Genomic DNA, 16,092 nt, shown 5'->3' on the forward strand with positions numbered 1-16,092 from the left:
GCCCGATGCCAAGCCGTATCCTAGGTCTTCCGCTGATCGTCCTGCTGATGATGATCGGCGCGGCGTCGATGTTCCTGCCCGCGATCTATGCGGGCGCGGTGCGAGACTGGGACAGCGCGCGGGCCTTCCTGTTCTCTGGCATCATCTTCATGACCCTGTCGGCGATGATCGGTGTCGCCGTGTCGAATTATGGGGTGAGACGGCAGGCACGCAGCCACTTGCTGGCCTTGCTGGCGGCCTATGCCGTGCTGCCCGCGATGCTGGCGGTCCCGCTGTACGAAGCCGTCGGCGACACCCGCTATTTCAACGCCTATTTCGAGATGGTGTCGTCGCTGACCACCACCGGCGCGTCGGTCTATCCCGATCCCGGGCGGCTGACGGGCGCGGTCCACCTGTGGCGCGCGCTGGTCGGCTGGATGGGCGGTTTCCTTGTCTGGGTGACCGCGATCGCGATCATGGCGCCGCTAAGCCTTGGCGGGTTCGAAGTTCTGGGCGACCGGGGCGATACGGCGGATTCGGGCCTGACCCAGATCCAGCAGGTGGCCGACCCGCAGATGCGGCTGCGGCGCTATGCCTACATGCTGTTCCCGATCTACTTCATCCTGACGCTTGTCGCCTTCGTGCTGCTGCTTGTGGCGGGCGACACGCCTTTGGTGGCGGTCAGCCACGCGATGTCGACGCTGGCGACCAGCGGGATCTCTCCGGTCGGCGGCACCACCGGCGCGCAGTCCGGCATCGGCGGCGAGATGGTTATTCTGCTGTTTCTTGGCTTCGCCCTGTCGCGTCGCACGTTCGAGCGCGACGGCAACGTCCGGCGCCGCAAGCGCATCCGCCGCGACCCCGAGCTTCGGATGGCGGCGGGGCTGGTCGTGCTGGTGCCGCTGTTCCTGTTCCTGCGCCATTGGTGGGGTGCCATCGAGATCGAGAACGTCGGCAACTTCGGCGTGCTTGCCGCGCAGGGCTTCGCCGCGCTGTGGGGCGGGGTGTTCACCGTGCTGTCCTTCCTGACGACCACCGGCTTCGAAAGCACCCACTGGGACACCGCGCAGGCGTGGTCCGGGCTAGAGACGCCGGGGCTGGTGCTGATGGGGCTGGCCCTGATCGGCGGCGGTGTGGCGACCACGGCGGGCGGCGTAAAGCTGTTGCGGGTCTATGCCCTGTACAAGCACGGCATCCGCGAACTGGAACGGCTGGTGCATCCCAGTTCCGTCGGCGGGTCGGGTGTCTTCGCCCGCCACCTGCGGACGCGGGGCGCCTATGTGGCGTGGATCTTCTTCATGCTGTTCGCCATGTCGATTGCGGTGGTGATGTTGGCGCTGTCGCTGACTGGGCTGAATTTCGACCAGACCACCGTGCTGACCATCGCCGCGCTGTCGAACACCGGCCCCTTGGCCGGCATCGCCGAATCCGTGCCGATCAGCTACGCCACGCTGAGCGATGCGGCGAAATGGATCCTGACCGCGTCGATGGTGCTGGGGCGGCTGGAGACGCTTGTGATCATCGCGTTGCTCAACCCCGAGTTCTGGCGGAATTGACGCGACGCTCGCACGGCGGGGGCGCAAAATGCTCCCTTTTCAATCGGTAGCGGCTTTTTTGGGGCTGGAATCCCGATATGTTCCCGTACATACTCGAATTCACTGACAATAAGCGGGACAGTCCGCGGCAGAACGAAAAAGGGTAAAAAACCAATGGCTGCCGACAAGCAGAATTTGCAGGACGCATTTCTGAATCATGTCCGGAAGACGAAAGTCTCGGTGACGATTTTCCTTATCAATGGCGTGAAACTTCAAGGTGTGATCACCTGGTTCGACAATTTCTGCGTGCTCCTCCGCCGCGACGGCCAGTCGCAGCTGGTATATAAGCACGCGATCTCGACGATCATGCCGAGCCAGCCGATCAACCTGTATGACGGTGACGACTGAAGCTTGGGCGATCCACACCTTACGTATGCCTGGGTCCTGCACCCGGACATCACTTCCGACAGAGACGCGCGCGAGGCTCAGCCCGCGCTGAAAGAGGCCGTGGCGCTTGCCGCGGCGTTGCCCGATCTCAAGGTGATCGGCTCTGAAGTCGTGCGGTTGCCGAAGGCGCATCCCGGGATGCTGTTCGGATCCGGCAAGGTCGAAGAGCTGGGCAAGCGGCTGGAAGAGGCCGAGATCGATCTTGTTCTGATCGACGGGCCCGTCAGCCCGGTGCAGCAGCGCAATCTCGAGAAGGAATGGAAGGTCAAGATCCTTGACCGGACGGGCCTGATCCTTGAGATCTTCAGCGACCGCGCACGCACCCGCGAGGGTGTGCTTCAGGTCGAGATGGCGGCGCTGTCGTACCAGCGGACCCGGCTGGTGCGCGCATGGACCCACCTTGAACGGCAGCGCGGCGGGCTTGGCTTCGTCGGCGGTCCCGGCGAAACGCAGATCGAGGCTGACCGCCGTGCGATCGACGAACAGCTTGTGCGCCTGCGGCGGCAGCTGGAAAAGGTCGTGAAGACCCGCGAACTGCACCGCGCCGCGCGGCGCAAGGTGCCGTTTCCGGTGGTGGCGCTGGTGGGGTACACCAACGCTGGCAAATCGACCCTGTTCAACCGTCTGACCGGCGCCGACGTGATGGCGAAGGACATGCTGTTCGCCACGCTGGACCCGACCATGCGCGGCGTGACGCTGCCCTCGGGGCGCGAGGTGATCCTGTCGGACACGGTGGGCTTCATCAGCGACCTGCCGACGCAGCTGGTCGCCGCCTTCCGCGCCACGCTGGAAGAAGTGCTGGAAGCCGATCTGGTCCTGCACGTCCGCGACATCAGCCACCCGCAAAGCGAGGAACAGGCCGAGGACGTCGAGGCGATCCTGCAGGAGCTGGGCGTGGCCGAGGACACGCCGATGATCGAGGTCTGGAACAAGATGGACCTTGTGACCGGCGACCGGCGCGAGACGCTGATGGCGCTGGCCGAGCGCAACGACGCGGTTTTCCCCGTTTCGGCTTGGACCGGGTCGGGGCTGCACCGGCTGTTCGACTCTGTTTCGGTCGCGCTGGAAGAGGAAAAGACCGAGCGCGAGCTGCATCTTGATTTCGCCGACGGGCGCCGCCGTGCGTGGCTGCACGAGGAAGGCGTGATCGAGGCCGAGACTCAGTCCGAAGACGGGTTCGATCTGAAGGTTCGTTGGACCGCACGTCAGGAAAAACGCTTCCGCGATCTATAGGCGGTGTTGCCGCGGGACAGTCGGTCGTGGCTGGTCTAGTCTTTGCCACGACCCGTTCCGACCCTGAAGGCACACCCGATGCGAGACCTGCCTGACCCCCAGACTCCTCCTGTCCATGACGAGGCCCGCGCGCACATGTCAGCGCGGGTGCCGACGGCGGCACCGGATACCCCGGTTGCCGACCTGTCACAGCGCCTTCGGGGCCAAAGGTTCGACGCGGCCGACACGGTGTTCGTGACCGACGCCGAGGGGCGGCTGTTGGGCACTGTCGGCCTGCCCGAACTTATCGCGGGACAGGGGCAGACGCTGGCCGAGGTCATGTCGCCGGTCGTCGGGACGGTGACGCCCGACACCGATCAGGACGAGCTTGCGGCGCTGGCGATGCGATGCGGGATGATCGCGGTGCCGGTGCTGGACGCCGAGGGCCGGTTTCTGGGCGCGGTGCCACCGTCCGAGCTGTTCCGGATCCTGCGCGAAGAGCATTTCGAGGACCTTCAGCATAGCGCCGGGATCAGCCCGCACGCGGAAGGGCCGGGCGCGTCGCTGAACGCGCCGCTGTCCGACCGGCTTCGGCGGCGGCTGCCGTGGCTGGTCTTCGGCCTTTTGGCGTCGTCTTTGGTGACGCTTGTGATGGTTGGTTTCGAAGAGGCGCTGGAGGCGAATGTCGCCGTGGCCTTCTTCGTGCCCGCGCTGGTCTACATCGCGGGGGCCATCGGGTCGCAGGCGGTGTCGGTGTCGGTCCGGGCGCTGGCGGAAGAGAAGATCGAAATCGGGCGCCTTCTGCGCGACGAGATGATCATCGGGATCGGCATCGGCCTGTCGCTTGGCGGGCTGGCAGCGGCAGGGGTGCAGCTGGTGTTCGGGGACGCCTTGCTGTCGCTGGCCGTCGGGCTGGCGATCCTGTGCGGCGGCGCGGTGTCGGCGGTGGTGGGATTTGCGCTGCCGTGGGCCTTCGACCGACTGGGCGCGGACCCGGCGCTTGGGTCGGGGCCGGTCTGCACCGTCATCCAGGACGCGGCGAGCCTGGCTATCTACTTCGTGTCGGTGTCGCTGTTCGTGTTGTGAAAGACTGATCCGATCCCCGGCAGGGGGCGTATCGTCTTATAACACGGAACAACAATAGAACCGCCATGACATTCCTTATCCTTTACGCGACCACCTGCGCCATCTTCCTTGCGCTGGACGCAGTCGGGCTGACGCTGATGATCCGCCCCGCGTTCGAACGCCACATCGGCGACCTGCTGGCCTTCCGCCTTGCACCGGCGGCGGTGTTCTATCTGTTTTACGTGGCCGTGCTGTGCTGGCTGGTGACATGGCCCGCCATGACGGGCGATGTCCCGTTGTCCCGGCTGGTGTTGAACGCGGCGCTGTTCGGGGCCGTGGCCTACGGCACCTACGAGTTCACCAACCTTGCCACGCTGAAGCCGTGGCATTGGTCGATGGTGGCGCTGGACCTGACGTGGGGCACGCTCCTGACCACGGTCGCCGCCGTGGGCGGCGTGACCATCACACGGGCGTTCACCTAGCGAGACTGGGAACCGGAAACTGGGGACTGGGGGCGGTCAGTCGCGGGGCATCAGCGTCGTGACACCCACCGCCGCCGCCCGCGCAAGCTCGGGGTCCAGCGACATCGGGATGTACTCGCCCCGCCGCCACAGCTCTCCAAGGTCGTCGTAGTGGCGGCTGAGCGGGTGGCCGGACTGGCCGGTCGTGATGATGAACACCGAACTGTCCGGGTCGGCGAAGTCATAGACCCCGCGATAGCCGGCGCCGTGCACGTTCTGAAAGGGGTTGGTGCCGGTCCCCGACGTCAGCCCGCGCATCAGCGTGTTGTCCCCGCCGGAGGTCGACTGCCGGATGTTCACGATCCACGACAGCAGCGGCACGTCGCCCAGCACGGCATGGTCATGGGCGGCCTCGTGGGCATCGCCCCACCGCAGCGATTCGAGCGATCCGCCATAGGTCTCGTCGATCCAGACCAGCGCATCGTCCAGCGACCGGCGCGCGATCTCTGTGCAGCTTTCGGTGGCGCTGGACTGGATCACGTTGCACCAGACCCCGGCGCCGTTGATGTTGCGGAACACGCGTTCGATGAACACCGGGTCGACGTGGGTATATTCTCGCGCCAGCGTCCCGATCTCGTCCCGGATCAGCCGGTCCTGCAGCGCCCGCATCCACGCCGCATACAGCAACGGCTCGGGCATGTGCTCGTTCATCTCGCCGTTCCAGTTGGCCAGAAGCTCTAACGCCTCTTGCCGCCGCCGCTCGGGCGTACGGGCCGGGGCGGCCTCGTCCGCGTACCACAGGTCGGCGGCCACCAGCGGCAGCAGCGACCGGGCTGAATAGGACACGGTGTCCAGTTGCGCCTCGATGAAGCTTTCGCGGGTGTGCACCTCGCGCGCCTGCATCAGGCGACGCCAGCGCTGAATGCGCTGCGTGTCGCCCCAATGGTACGAGACGTGGTTCGGGAACGGGCGGTTGACGGTCTTGTTGTTGGTGTTGCCAAGGATGCCGCCCGCCGGGTCGATGAACTCGGGGTTGGCGGCATAGTTCATCCAGCCCTGCCAGCGGTTCTCGGCCAGCCAGCCCGGCGCGGGGATGCGGCCGGTGGTCTGGTGGTTGGCGGTCCGGCGCGGCATCGCGCCCACGGTCTTCATCGCGACGCTATCGGCATCCGCCAGCGTCAGGTTCTGGCTGGGGGCGATGAACAGCGCGCCCGCCTCAAGCCCGTCTTCCACGGTCCGCGCCTGCATCAGCCGGATCGCTGCGGTCATCGACGTGTCTTCTGCCGACAGCGCGGTCCATGCCAGTGACATCACGTGGCCGGGCGGCGTGATCGAGGCCAGACCGAAGTGCTGACCGGGGATCACCGGGCCGTTCTCGGTCCATTGAAGCTGGATGGTGACGGGTGCCTCGTCCTTGACGCGGATGATCGAGCTGCGGGTCTCCATCGGCGCAAACCCGTCCGGCGTGCGGACCTCGTCGGGATTGTCGGGGTTCAGTTCCTCGACATACAAATCCTGATCGTCGAGGTAGGACGACGTGATGCCCCAGCCGAAATGCTGCGACCGGCCCACCATCAGCGCCGGGATGCCCGGGATCGTGCCGCCGATCACGCCGCCCGCCGCCAGTTCCAGACGGGCAAGGTACCACGTCGACGGGGCCGAGAACCCAAGGTGCGGGTCGTTCGCTAGAAGCGTCCCGCCCGAGGCCGCGCGGCTGGGCGCGGTGGCCCAGGCGTTCGAGGCGCCCGCCAGTTCACGCGGCGCGTAGGGCGCCAGCGGGTCGGTTTCCGGCACGACCTCGGCAAAGCGTTCGACGCCGGGGAACAGGCTGGCGTATTCCGGCAGCGCGGCGATGCCCGCACCGGGGCTGTCGGGCAGGATGTCGCGCAGCCGGTCCTCGGGCAACAGAAGCGATGTGCGCGCGCGCAGCACCTCTTCCGACAGGTGCGACGACAGCCGAAGCGCCATCAGCTTGATCAGCGCGAGGCTGTCGGCCGGGGCCCACGGCGCGATCTCGGGCGAGAACAGGAAGAACTCGGGCGCGCCGCGGCCAAGGGCGCTGTCGTTCACCTCGGCCAGCCGTGCGTTGACCCCGGCGGAGTAAGCGTTCAGCGCCTCCATCGTCGCGGCGTCCTGCACCTGCACCGACCGGACGGCAAGGTTGTAGATGTCCAGCCGGCGCATCAGGTCGTCGAAGCGGAAGGTGCGGCGACCGAAGATCTCGGACAGGCGGCCCTGCGCGGTGCGGCGCAGCATCATCATCTGCCACAGGCGGTCCTGCGCGTGAGCATACCCAAGGCCGAAGTACACGTCGGCATCACTTGCGCCGAAGATATGCGGCACGTCCGCATGGTCGCGGACGATTTCCAGCGGTGCGGTCAGACCGTCGACCTGCACGGTCGCGTCGTAATCCGGCAATGACCGCGACGCCATGTAGTAGGCCAGCAGCATGGCGGCGATGGCGAGGCCCGCGATCACGGTGAAAAGCCTCAGGAGCCATCGGAAGGCTGTCGCCATGTGTCGGTAATCCTTGGTTGACCACGGGGGTGGGGCCGTTAGTTAGTCGGACCCGGATAACATGACAATGGGGAGAAGCGCGACATGGCCAAGGTGACATTTCTGGGACTGGGCGTCATGGGCTACCCGATGGCCGGGCACCTCGCCGCGAAGGGCCACGAGGTGACCGTGTACAACCGCACCTTCGCGAAAGCGGAAGCGTGGGTGAAGGAGCATGGCGGAACCGCCGCGAAGACGCCGAAAGAGGCCGCCGAGGGCGCCGAGTTCGTGATGGCCTGCGTCGGCAACGACGACGACCTGCGGGCCGTCTGCACCGGCGACGACGGTGCTTTCGCCGGGATGGCCGACGGGACGGTCTTCGTTGACCACACCACGGTATCGGCGGCGGTGACCCGTGAACTGGCCGAAGTGGCGCAGGACTCTGGCATCGCTTTCGTCGACGCGCCGGTGTCCGGCGGGCAGGCGGGGGCCGAGAACGGCCAGCTTGTGATCATGTGCGGCGGCACCGAAGCGGCCTATGGCCGGGCCGAACCCGTGATGGAAAGCTATGCCAAGCTGTGCAAGCGGCTGGGCGAAAGCGGCGCGGGCCAGCTGTGCAAGTCCGTCAACCAGATCTGCATCGCGGGTCTGGTGCAGGGTCTGGCCGAGGGCCTGCACTTTGCCCAGAAGGCCGGTCTGGACGGGCGCGACGTGGTCGAGGTGATCGGCGGCGGCGCAGCCGGGTCGTGGCAGATGGTGAACCGCTACGAGACGATGCTGGACGACAAGTTCGACTTTGGCTTCGCGGTGGACTGGATGCGCAAGGACCTTGCGATCTGCCTTGCCACCGCCGAGGAAACCGGCGCCTCGCTGCCGGTCACGGCGCTGGTCGACCAGTTCTACAAGGACGTTCAGAACATGGGCGGCGGACGGCACGACACCTCGTCGCTGATCTCGCGCCTGCGCAAGTTGGACGGGTGAGGTAGAGAAACAGTGACAGGGGCTCGCCCCGCATTGTTTCGCGCAGAATCGAAAGGCGACGTCCGGGACCGGGCGTCGCCTTTTTCGGTCTGCAAGAATGTCGGTCCGTGATCCCCGTTCTTACGGGGACCGGATCACTTCGCCGCGCGCCACGCCGCAAGCCAGACCAGCACCAGCGCAAAGCTGAACACCGCGTTCCAGCTGGCCATCGACAGCGACAGGAACTCGAACGCCACTTGGTCGCAGCGGACCAGCGGCGGGCCGGCGTCGATAGCCGGGTTCAGCAGGTCGTTGATCGAGGTGTTCGAGATGCCGCTGGTGCCCGAGCATTCGGTGATCCCCTCCCACCAGTCGCGTTCGACCCCAGTGTGGAACACACCGATGGCGCCGGTAACGAAGGCGGCCAGTGCGCCAAGCAGCGCCAGCACGCGCGCTTTCACGGCCAGCGCCAGTGCGCCGATGGCGATCGCGATGGCGTGGGGCCAACGTTGCCAGATGCACATCTCGCAGGGCGCGAGGCCGAAGAAGTACTGTGAAATCAACGCGCCGCCCAGCAGCGCGACCGAGCCAGCAGAGGCCAGCAGGATGAGTGTTTTGCTTTGTGTCATAGGTATTTCACCGCCAGGAAGCCGCCCAGCAAAATCACGACGAACAGCGTGAACATCAAGCCCAGACGACGTTCGATGAAGTCACGAATGGGTGCGCCGAGTTTCCACAGCAGCGCGGCCACGACGAAGAACCGCAGGCCGCGTGCGATGATCGACGCCACCGTGAACACCGCAAGGTTCAGGCCGGTGGTGCCCGACAGGATGGTGATGACCTTGTAGGGGAAGGGCGTGACGCCCGCGATCAGCACCGCCCATGCGCCCCATTCGTTGTAGCGCGCGCGGAACTCGTCGAAATAGGCGTCCTTGCCGTAGAACTCGAGCACCGGGCGGCCCACCGTCTCGAACAGGCCGTAGCCGATGTAATAGCCGAACATCCCGCCCAGCACCGACGACACGGTGCACACCCCGGCGATCACGAAGGCGCGGCGGGGGGCGGCGATGATCATCGGGATCATCAGCAGGTCGGGCGGGATCGGGAAGACCGAGCTTTCGATGAAGGCCACGAAGGCCAGCGCCCAAAGCGCGTATTTCGAAGCGGCCAAAGAGACCGTCCAATCGTAGAGCCGTCTGAGCATGTCCGATCCGAATCCGCGCGTTCTTCAGGTTCGGCGTCGTTAATCCACGCTGAAAGCAGCAGGTCAAGCTTGCCGGGGCGGCGCGGCGACATATCCTTACCTTGCGTATCGTCAGGGAGACGGCAATGAGATGGAAAGGCCGGCGCGGCAGCGCCAATATCGAGGATCGTCGTCGCCGGGGTGGCGGGGGCCTTCGCGTCGGCGGGGCAGGCGGGCTGGGCGTGCTTGCCATCGTGGCCATCGGCTATTTTCTGGGCGTCGACCTGACGCCGCTTCTGGACGACACGGGCCTGTCGTCTCCGCCAAGCCAGACGCGCGAGCTCAGCGCCGCCGAGCAGGAGGCGGGCCAGTTCGTGTCGGTGGTGCTGGCCGACACCGAAGAGGTCTGGACCGAGGTGTTCCGCGAGCAATTGGGCGCGGAATACGACCCGGCGACCTTGGTGTTGTTCAGCGGCGTGACACAGTCACCCTGCGGCGGCGCCTCGGGCGCGACGGGGCCGTTCTACTGTCCGGCGGACGAGAAGGCGTATCTGGACACCGCGTTCTTCGCGACGATGGAACAGCGGCTGGGCGCCGGCGGGGACTTTGCCGCCGCATACGTCGTGGCGCACGAGATCGCGCACCACGTGCAGGACGAGCTTGGCATCCTGTCGCAGGCCAACGAGATCCGGCAGCAGGTGAGCGAGGCCGAGTCCAACGCGATCTCGGTCCGGATCGAGCTGATGGCGGATTGTCTGGCCGGGGTTTGGGCCGTGCGGGCGGACGAACGGTTCGACGTGCTTCAGGGCGGCGACCTGGACGAAGCGCTGAACGCCGCGCGCCAGATCGGCGACGACACGCTGCAACGCAACGCGGGCCGGGTGCCGCAGCCGCACACCTTCACCCACGGCACCTCGGAACAGCGCCGCCGCTGGTTCCAGACCGGTTTCGACAGCGGCCGCATCGACACCTGCGACACCTTCGCAGCGGATACGCTGTAAAGCCGCCACGAGAGAGGCGCTCAGGCCCAGAATCCTGTTTACGGCCCGCACGTCGGGCTGTAATCGGAACACCGGTGGCCCGAGTGGCGGAATGGTAGACGCAGCGGATTCAAAATCCGCCGGTAGCAATACCGTGGGGGTTCGAGTCCCCCCTCGGGCACCAGAATTAGCTAACGAGCTTTATTGTCTGCGTTTATGGGCAACTGCTCGGCGGTGTCCTGCGCGACCGAGGCCTAGCACTAGGGCGCTTAGCAAGAGAACGCCAGATGCCGGGACGGGCACGGGTGCAAGCGTGACCTCGTCAATCCTGACTGAGTTGCATGGGACGGTTCCCATCAGCGGGCAGAAGGCCTGGAACCCAGATTCGTCCGGGCGCAGGTGCTCAATCCTCAAACGAGTTATGACATTGGGTAGGTCAGGGAAGAGAAAACTCAGCGAAGAACTCGTTCGGGAGGAATCGATGAGGTGTTCGAACTTGATGCTTGATCCGGTGAACCCGGTGATCCTCAACTCGGGGAAAATCAAAGGCGGATTGGCTATAGTTTCGGTGTAGGAAGGGCTTTCTTCGACCCATCCGTTCGGCGAACGCGTGACCTTGAATTCGACAGCTCGAAAGGGTCGCTCCATTGTGAAATCGACGTACTTAGACTCGCGATCTCCGTAGTCGTTCAGAGGCAAAGCGCCCGGACCCCACACGATTCCAGTCATCGACGCCGTGATGCCGTCCTCCTCGTACAGGTTGTTACATGGCGCCTGCATAGGCTCGGAGCAGCTGTTCAATTCGTCAAAGGTCATTGTGGCGGCGGATGCTGCATGAGGTGCTGCTGCGACCGTCGACGCGAGAACGATGAACTTCAGAAATTTTGGAAACCCTGGCATAATTTTATCCACCAAATATTGCATATGCTGATGTTATCATTTCATTATCTGAGTGGTAGAGGAATTTTCGAAAATTGTTGCACGCAACGGATATTTATGTGTGCGAGTATTTGAAGCCTCAATTTCATCTTCGAGTTGATGTTTTTTGCGCGCTAAGCGAGACCAAACGCTTCTATTGATTTGCGGCGCCAGCGACCGGCAAAAATAATGTAGCTGACGCGTGCACGCTCCAGACCGGAGCCTCGCTTTTCGACGGTTTGGACTGCATCGACGTCAACAAAAAAGCCCGGCGGACATGCGTCGCCGGGCTTTGCTTTGGGTATCGGGGCCGGGCAGGGGCGCTATTTGGAGCTGCCGCCCAGCACACCGGCCACGAAGGCTTTCTGGAACAGCAGGTAGGAAATCACCACCGGCACCACCGACACCAGCGTGGCAGCCATCAGGACCCCGTATTGCACCTGCAACCCGCTGGTCAGGGCACTGATCGACACGGTCACGGGGCGGGCCTGGTCGTTGCTGGTCAGCGTCATCGCGAACAGCAGGTCGTTCCAGACCGACCGCGACTGGATGATCGCCAGCGCGGCAAGACCCGAGGTCGAGGCTGGCAGCAGCACCTTGAAGAAGTACTGCGGGATACTGCAGCCGTCGATCAGCGACGCCTCGAACATCGAGCGCGGGACTGAGGCGAAGAAGTTGCGCATGAAGAAGGTGCAGATCGGCACGCCATAGGCCGCGTGAACCAGCCACATGCCGGGGATCGTGTTGTGCAGGCCCAGCCCCCGCATCATCGAGAAAAGCGGGATCTGCACGATCTGATAGGGCACCAGCATGCCGGTCAGCAGGAACAGGTAGATGATGAACCCGATGCGGCCCTTGATCTGCGACAGCGGAAAGCCCGCGATCGCGCCGAGCAGCACCGAGAAGATCACCCCCGGCACCGTGATCATGATGCTGTTCCAGAAGGTGCGGCCGATCTGGTCCCACGCGGTGGCATAGTTCTGCCAGTTCGGCGCGGCGGGCAGCGAGAACACGTCCAGCACCTCTGCCGGCGTTTTGAGCGACGTGTTGAAGGCCACCAGCAGCGGCGCAAGGAACACGATGGCGACGGCCAGCGCCGGCAGCAGGGCGCCGGGGCGGTATTTCGCCCGGAAGCTCTTGTTCGCGGTCAGGGTGTCAGTGGTCATTTTCAGCGCGCTCCACCTGTCGGGCCATGTAGATGACGAAGGGCAGGATGACGGCGGCGGACACGACAAGCATGGCCACCGAGATGGCGCTTGCCTGTCCCATCTGCAGACGGCCGAAGGCGGTGTCGTACATCTGGGTCGCCAGCACGTCGGAGGAATAGGCAGGGCCGCCAGCGGTCATGGCCCAGACAAGGTCGAACAGGCGCATCGCGTCCACGGCGGACATGCCCAAGGCGATTGTCGTCGAGGGCCAAAGCAACGGGAAAGTCACCTTCCAGAACCGCTGCCACGGGCTGGCGCCGTCGATCGTCGCGGCCTCCAGGCATTCGCGGGGCAGGTTTTGCAGGCCGGCGAAGAACACGATGAACGAGAAGCCCACCGACCACCACAGACCCGCCGCCATCAGCGAGTAGGTCACGGTATCGGCGTCGCCGATCCAGTTCTGTGCAAGCACGCCCAGACCCACGGCTTCCAGCGTGCGGTTCACGAAGCCCGCGCTGGGTTCGTACATCCAGCGCCAGATCGCGGCGACGGCGACCGGGGGCAGGGTATAGGGCAGGAAATACACCAGCTTCATGAAGCCTTGGCCGCGGTTCATGCGGTTCACCAGCAGCGCCAGCAGCAGGCCCAGCCCGGTCGGGCCGATCACGTAGAACACAAGCCAGCGGATGTTGTTCATCAGCGAGTTGTAGAAGCGGTTTTCGCCCAGCAGCCATTGATAGTTGCTGAGCCCCACGTCGGTGCGTGTCGGCGACAGGCCGTTCCAGCTTTGGAACGACAGCCGGATCGTGTCGATCACGGGGTAGATGTAGAACACTGCGAACAGGGCAACAGGCAGAAGAAGGAACAGCGCGAACCAGACGCGCGCGCTTCTCTGCCAGGGGGCTGCTTTGGATCTTGGCATTTGGGTCTCCGCCTTGTGCCGCGCGACGGATGCCGCGCGACACAGGTGTTTTGATATTCGCCGCGTCTTACCAGGTCACGAAGGTGCCTTGGTCAAGGGCGCTTTGGCGCAGGCGCTCGAGGGTCTCGACCACCGAGTCGATGGTTTCATCGGTCGGATCGGCGGCGAAACGCTCAATCTGCACGCCCAGTTCGGTGCCCAGTTCGGTGGGCAGCAGGAAGAACAGGTTCGGCACGACGGCGTCAGAGCCGTTGGCCGCGTTCAGTTGCTCGCTGGTTTTGGCGCCGATGTAGTCGTAGATGTCCGACGGCGTTTCCAGGTTGGCGGCAACCGAACCCTTGTAGGTGTTGAACGCCGACTGGCCTTCGATGCCGGCCGAGGTGCGCATGAAGTTGGCGGCTGCTTCCAGCGACGCCTCGTTCCCGGCCGGAGCGGCCAGCGCGTCCACCTGGATCACGACCGCATCGCCGACACCCGGGGCAGGGAAGAAGTCATAGTCTTCGCCCGGCACCCACTCCAGCTCTTTGAAATAGCCCGAGATCCAGTCGCCCATCTGGTACATCGCCACGCGGCCCGCGACCACGTCGTCGCCGCCCTGGGCCCAGGTCTTGCCGCCCCAGCTTTCGATATAGTTCGACGCGTAGACGTCGCCGTACAGGCGCAGCGCCTCGCGGAATTCGTCGCTGTCGAACGCCATTTCGCCGGAGGCCAGAGCAAAGTAGCCCTCGACGCCCACGACGGACAGCAGCGGCGCGTAGAAGTTGTACAGGCTCCAGAACGGGCCAGCGCCGTTGGCAAGGCAGGCGGTGCCGGTGGCTTCGATCTCGCCGCACAGGGCAGCCATCTCGTCGAAGGTGGTCGGAGCTTCCCAGCCGTTCTCGTCGAACAGCTCCTTGTTGTAGAAGATGTTCGAGATCAGCGCCATGTTCAGCGGCACGGCGTAGGGGGTGCCGTCGATCTTCATCACGCGCTTCAGGCCTTCGGGGAAGATTTCCTCGGCGTTGATGTCGGCCCAGATGTCGGACAGGTCGGCCAGCTGGCCGGCGTCGACGAAGGTCTTGATTTCATAGCCCATCGCGCTTTGGTACGCGGCCGGCGGGTTGCCACCCAGCAGCGAGGTCTGCAGCTGGCGACGCAGCTCGACGGTGTTGCCCGGGATCACTTCGTGGGTGACGGGCGTGTCGGGATAGGCTTCGTTGTTCAGCTCGATCAGGCTGGAAATCGCGTCGAGCTCGGCGCCGGCACCCCAGTAGGTCCAGACCGGGCTGGCGTCCTGCGCGGCGGCGGACTGGGCGATGGCGATTGCTGTGGTGGCGGCAAGGGCAGCGTGGATTCGCATGGTAGCTCCTGTTGGTTCTCAGGCTGGAATTTATTAATCCGAACCCTGGACCAATATCTCATGAGGGGCGGGTGGGGTGTCAACGCGAGATTTGTGTTCAGACTGACCAAAATCAGTAAAATAACTTGTTTTATGCGATTAAGAAACGAGCAGAAAAGAAAGTCAGCTTTTTTCGGCTTTCGGCCGCTGTCCGTTCTTGACCCTTTCCGCCGCTGCTGCATAGGTAATGTTCAGGAACTCGGAATAAATAGACATGCCACGTACCACAGCCATTCCCAGGGGCGTTCACCCCACCGCGCTGCGCCGGATCAACGCGATCGAGGTGTTCAACGCCGTGCGCACCAAACCCGGTCTGTCGCAGAAGGATATCGTGGCCGAGACGGGGATCGACCGGTCCACCGTTTCCACCATCGTGGCACAGTTCGATGCCCTTGGTTTGTTGGAGCGGGGCACCGCCTCGTCCGAGGGGCGGCGTGGCCGCAAGTCGGAAACGCTGGCGATCAAGACCGATGCCGGACTGCTGATCGGGGCGCACATCATGCCCGAGCAGTTGCTGTTCGTATCCTCGGGGCTTGACGGCACCCCGGCCGAGACGATGGCCCTGCCGCCGCTGACGGATGCGGCCGATGTCGAGGCCGCGATCGGTAAGGGTCTGGATACATTCCTGTACCGGATCGGAGCAAAGCCGGAAGATGTTTCGGCATTCGGTCTGTGTGTGCCGGGGCTGGTGGCCACCGGCGGCCGTCTGGCGGAATCGTCGAACATGAGCTGGCAGGACCTGAACCTGCCCGAAATTCTGGGCGGAAAGATCCCGTCGAAATTCCACATCGACAACGATAGCCGCGCCGCGGGCATCGCCGAAAAGCTGTTCGGCCAATGCGTCGATGTCGATGACTATATCTATGTCGACAGCGCGTCGGGCCTTGGCGGCCTGCTGTACATGAACGGCAGCCCCTATGTCGGCGCCGGCGGCTTCGCGGGCGAGATCGGCCACATGAAGGTGGTGCCGAACGGTCGGCTGTGTACCTGCGGCGCGTCGGGCTGTGCCTCGGCCTACCTGTCGGAACCCGCGCTGGTGCGCCGGTTCCAACGGGTTGGTCTGAAGGCCGAGACCTTCGGAGAGATCCGCGCGCTGGCCGGTTCGGGGTCCGAGCGGGCGCTGACGCTGCTGGACGAGGCGGGCGAGATGCTGGGGCGTGCGCTGTCAGACCTCGTCAACCTGTTCAACCCGCCGGTGGTCGTGCTGGGCTCGGGCCTGGGACTGTTGGCGGATTACCTGCTGCCTGCCGCCGAGCGGATGCTGGCACGGAACGCGCTGCAATCGCCGCGCGCGCTGTGCCGGATCGTAAGTTCGGACATCGCGCAGATGGACACCCCGCGAGGGGGGCTTGCGTTGGCGCTGAATGCGCTGACAGAGCCGTCGGGCGACAGCCCGTTCCCCTGGTAA

The 16,092-nt window shown here is 64.6% G+C and carries 15 protein-coding genes and 1 tRNA gene; 9 read left to right on the plus strand and 7 right to left on the minus strand.

All coding sequences use genetic code 11. The annotated features are described in order from the left end of the window. Nucleotides 1–5: 5 nt before the first annotated feature. From P1K30_RS02025 to P1K30_RS02045, 5 genes are all read left to right on the plus strand, one after another. Complete coding sequence (locus P1K30_RS02025; RefSeq protein WP_275630998.1) at nt 6–1,535, plus strand: TrkH family potassium uptake protein; 1,530 nt, start codon at nt 6–8, stop codon at nt 1,533–1,535. 153 nt (nt 1,536–1,688) lie between these two features. Then, a complete protein-coding gene (gene hfq, locus P1K30_RS02030) occupies nt 1,689–1,922 on the plus strand; it encodes an RNA chaperone Hfq (RefSeq protein ID WP_275568185.1) in 234 nt (77 codons plus the stop codon). Nucleotides 1,923–1,925: 3 nt separating this feature from the next. Continuing rightward, nucleotides 1,926–3,194: a GTPase HflX gene (gene hflX / locus P1K30_RS02035; protein ID WP_275630999.1), complete on the plus strand. Its 1,269-nt coding sequence runs from the start codon at nt 1,926–1,928 to the stop codon at nt 3,192–3,194. Nucleotides 3,195–3,329: 135 nt separating this feature from the next. Further along, nucleotides 3,330–4,259, plus strand: coding sequence for a magnesium transporter (locus P1K30_RS02040; RefSeq protein WP_275631000.1), 930 nt, complete (start codon nt 3,330–3,332; stop codon nt 4,257–4,259). Between the two features lie 65 nt (nt 4,260–4,324). Beyond that, on the plus strand, nt 4,325–4,720 hold the full coding sequence (locus P1K30_RS02045) for a DUF2177 family protein (protein WP_275631001.1): 396 nt from the start codon (nt 4,325–4,327) through the stop codon (nt 4,718–4,720). A gap of 36 nt (nt 4,721–4,756) precedes the next feature. Here the strand turns inward: P1K30_RS02045 and P1K30_RS02050 are convergent, their stop codons facing one another. Further along, nucleotides 4,757–7,216, minus strand: coding sequence for a penicillin acylase family protein (locus tag P1K30_RS02050; RefSeq protein WP_275631002.1), 2,460 nt, complete (start codon nt 7,214–7,216; stop codon nt 4,757–4,759). 84 nt (nt 7,217–7,300) lie between these two features. On the opposite strand from P1K30_RS02050, the gene P1K30_RS02055 reads away from it, so the two are divergent. Then, the gene (locus tag P1K30_RS02055) at nt 7,301–8,176 is read left to right on the plus strand and encodes an NAD(P)-dependent oxidoreductase (protein WP_275631003.1); all 876 of its coding nucleotides are present in this window, start codon (nt 7,301–7,303) and stop codon (nt 8,174–8,176) included. 134 nt (nt 8,177–8,310) lie between these two features. Here the strand turns inward: P1K30_RS02055 and P1K30_RS02060 are convergent, their stop codons facing one another. Next, nucleotides 8,311–8,784 (minus strand): disulfide bond formation protein B, encoded by a 474-nt coding sequence (locus P1K30_RS02060; protein ID WP_275631004.1) that lies wholly within the window; start codon nt 8,782–8,784, stop codon nt 8,311–8,313. Beyond that, nucleotides 8,781–9,359, minus strand: a complete 579-nt coding sequence (locus tag P1K30_RS02065) for a YqaA family protein (protein ID WP_275631005.1) — start codon at nt 9,357–9,359, stop codon at nt 8,781–8,783. The genes P1K30_RS02060 and P1K30_RS02065 overlap by 4 nt, the downstream gene beginning before the upstream one ends. 125 nt (nt 9,360–9,484) lie before the next feature. Between P1K30_RS02065 and ypfJ the strand changes: the two genes are divergently transcribed. Together ypfJ and P1K30_RS02075 are read left to right on the plus strand one after the other, a co-directional pair. After that, entirely contained in the window at nt 9,485–10,339 is an 855-nt protein-coding gene (ypfJ, locus tag P1K30_RS02070) for a KPN_02809 family neutral zinc metallopeptidase (protein ID WP_275631006.1), read from the plus strand. A gap of 77 nt (nt 10,340–10,416) precedes the next feature. After that, nucleotides 10,417–10,502: transfer RNA gene (locus P1K30_RS02075), tRNA-Leu, on the plus strand. 17 nt (nt 10,503–10,519) lie between these two features. Here the strand turns inward: P1K30_RS02075 and P1K30_RS02080 are convergent. The 4 genes from P1K30_RS02080 to P1K30_RS02095 form a co-directional block, all read right to left on the minus strand. Then, nucleotides 10,520–11,242 (minus strand): hypothetical protein, encoded by a 723-nt coding sequence (locus tag P1K30_RS02080; protein ID WP_275631007.1) that lies wholly within the window; start codon nt 11,240–11,242, stop codon nt 10,520–10,522. 317 nt (nt 11,243–11,559) lie between these two features. After that, a complete protein-coding gene (locus P1K30_RS02085) occupies nt 11,560–12,402 on the minus strand; it encodes a carbohydrate ABC transporter permease (protein ID WP_275631008.1) in 843 nt (280 codons plus the stop codon). Next, complete coding sequence (locus tag P1K30_RS02090; protein ID WP_275631009.1) at nt 12,392–13,306, minus strand: carbohydrate ABC transporter permease; 915 nt, start codon at nt 13,304–13,306, stop codon at nt 12,392–12,394. Before P1K30_RS02090 ends, P1K30_RS02085 begins: the two co-directional genes overlap by 11 nt. A 67-nt stretch (nt 13,307–13,373) precedes the next feature. Beyond that, on the minus strand, nt 13,374–14,645 hold the full coding sequence (locus P1K30_RS02095) for an ABC transporter substrate-binding protein (RefSeq protein ID WP_275631010.1): 1,272 nt from the start codon (nt 14,643–14,645) through the stop codon (nt 13,374–13,376). Between the two features lie 253 nt (nt 14,646–14,898). Here P1K30_RS02095 and P1K30_RS02100 point away from each other — a divergent pair, with 253 nt between their 5' ends. Further along, a complete protein-coding gene (locus P1K30_RS02100; RefSeq protein ID WP_275631011.1) occupies nt 14,899–16,092 on the plus strand; it encodes an ROK family transcriptional regulator in 1,194 nt (397 codons plus the stop codon).

Source organism: Psychromarinibacter halotolerans, assembly GCF_029168315.1.
GTDB lineage: Bacteria > Pseudomonadota > Alphaproteobacteria > Rhodobacterales > Rhodobacteraceae > Psychromarinibacter > Psychromarinibacter halotolerans.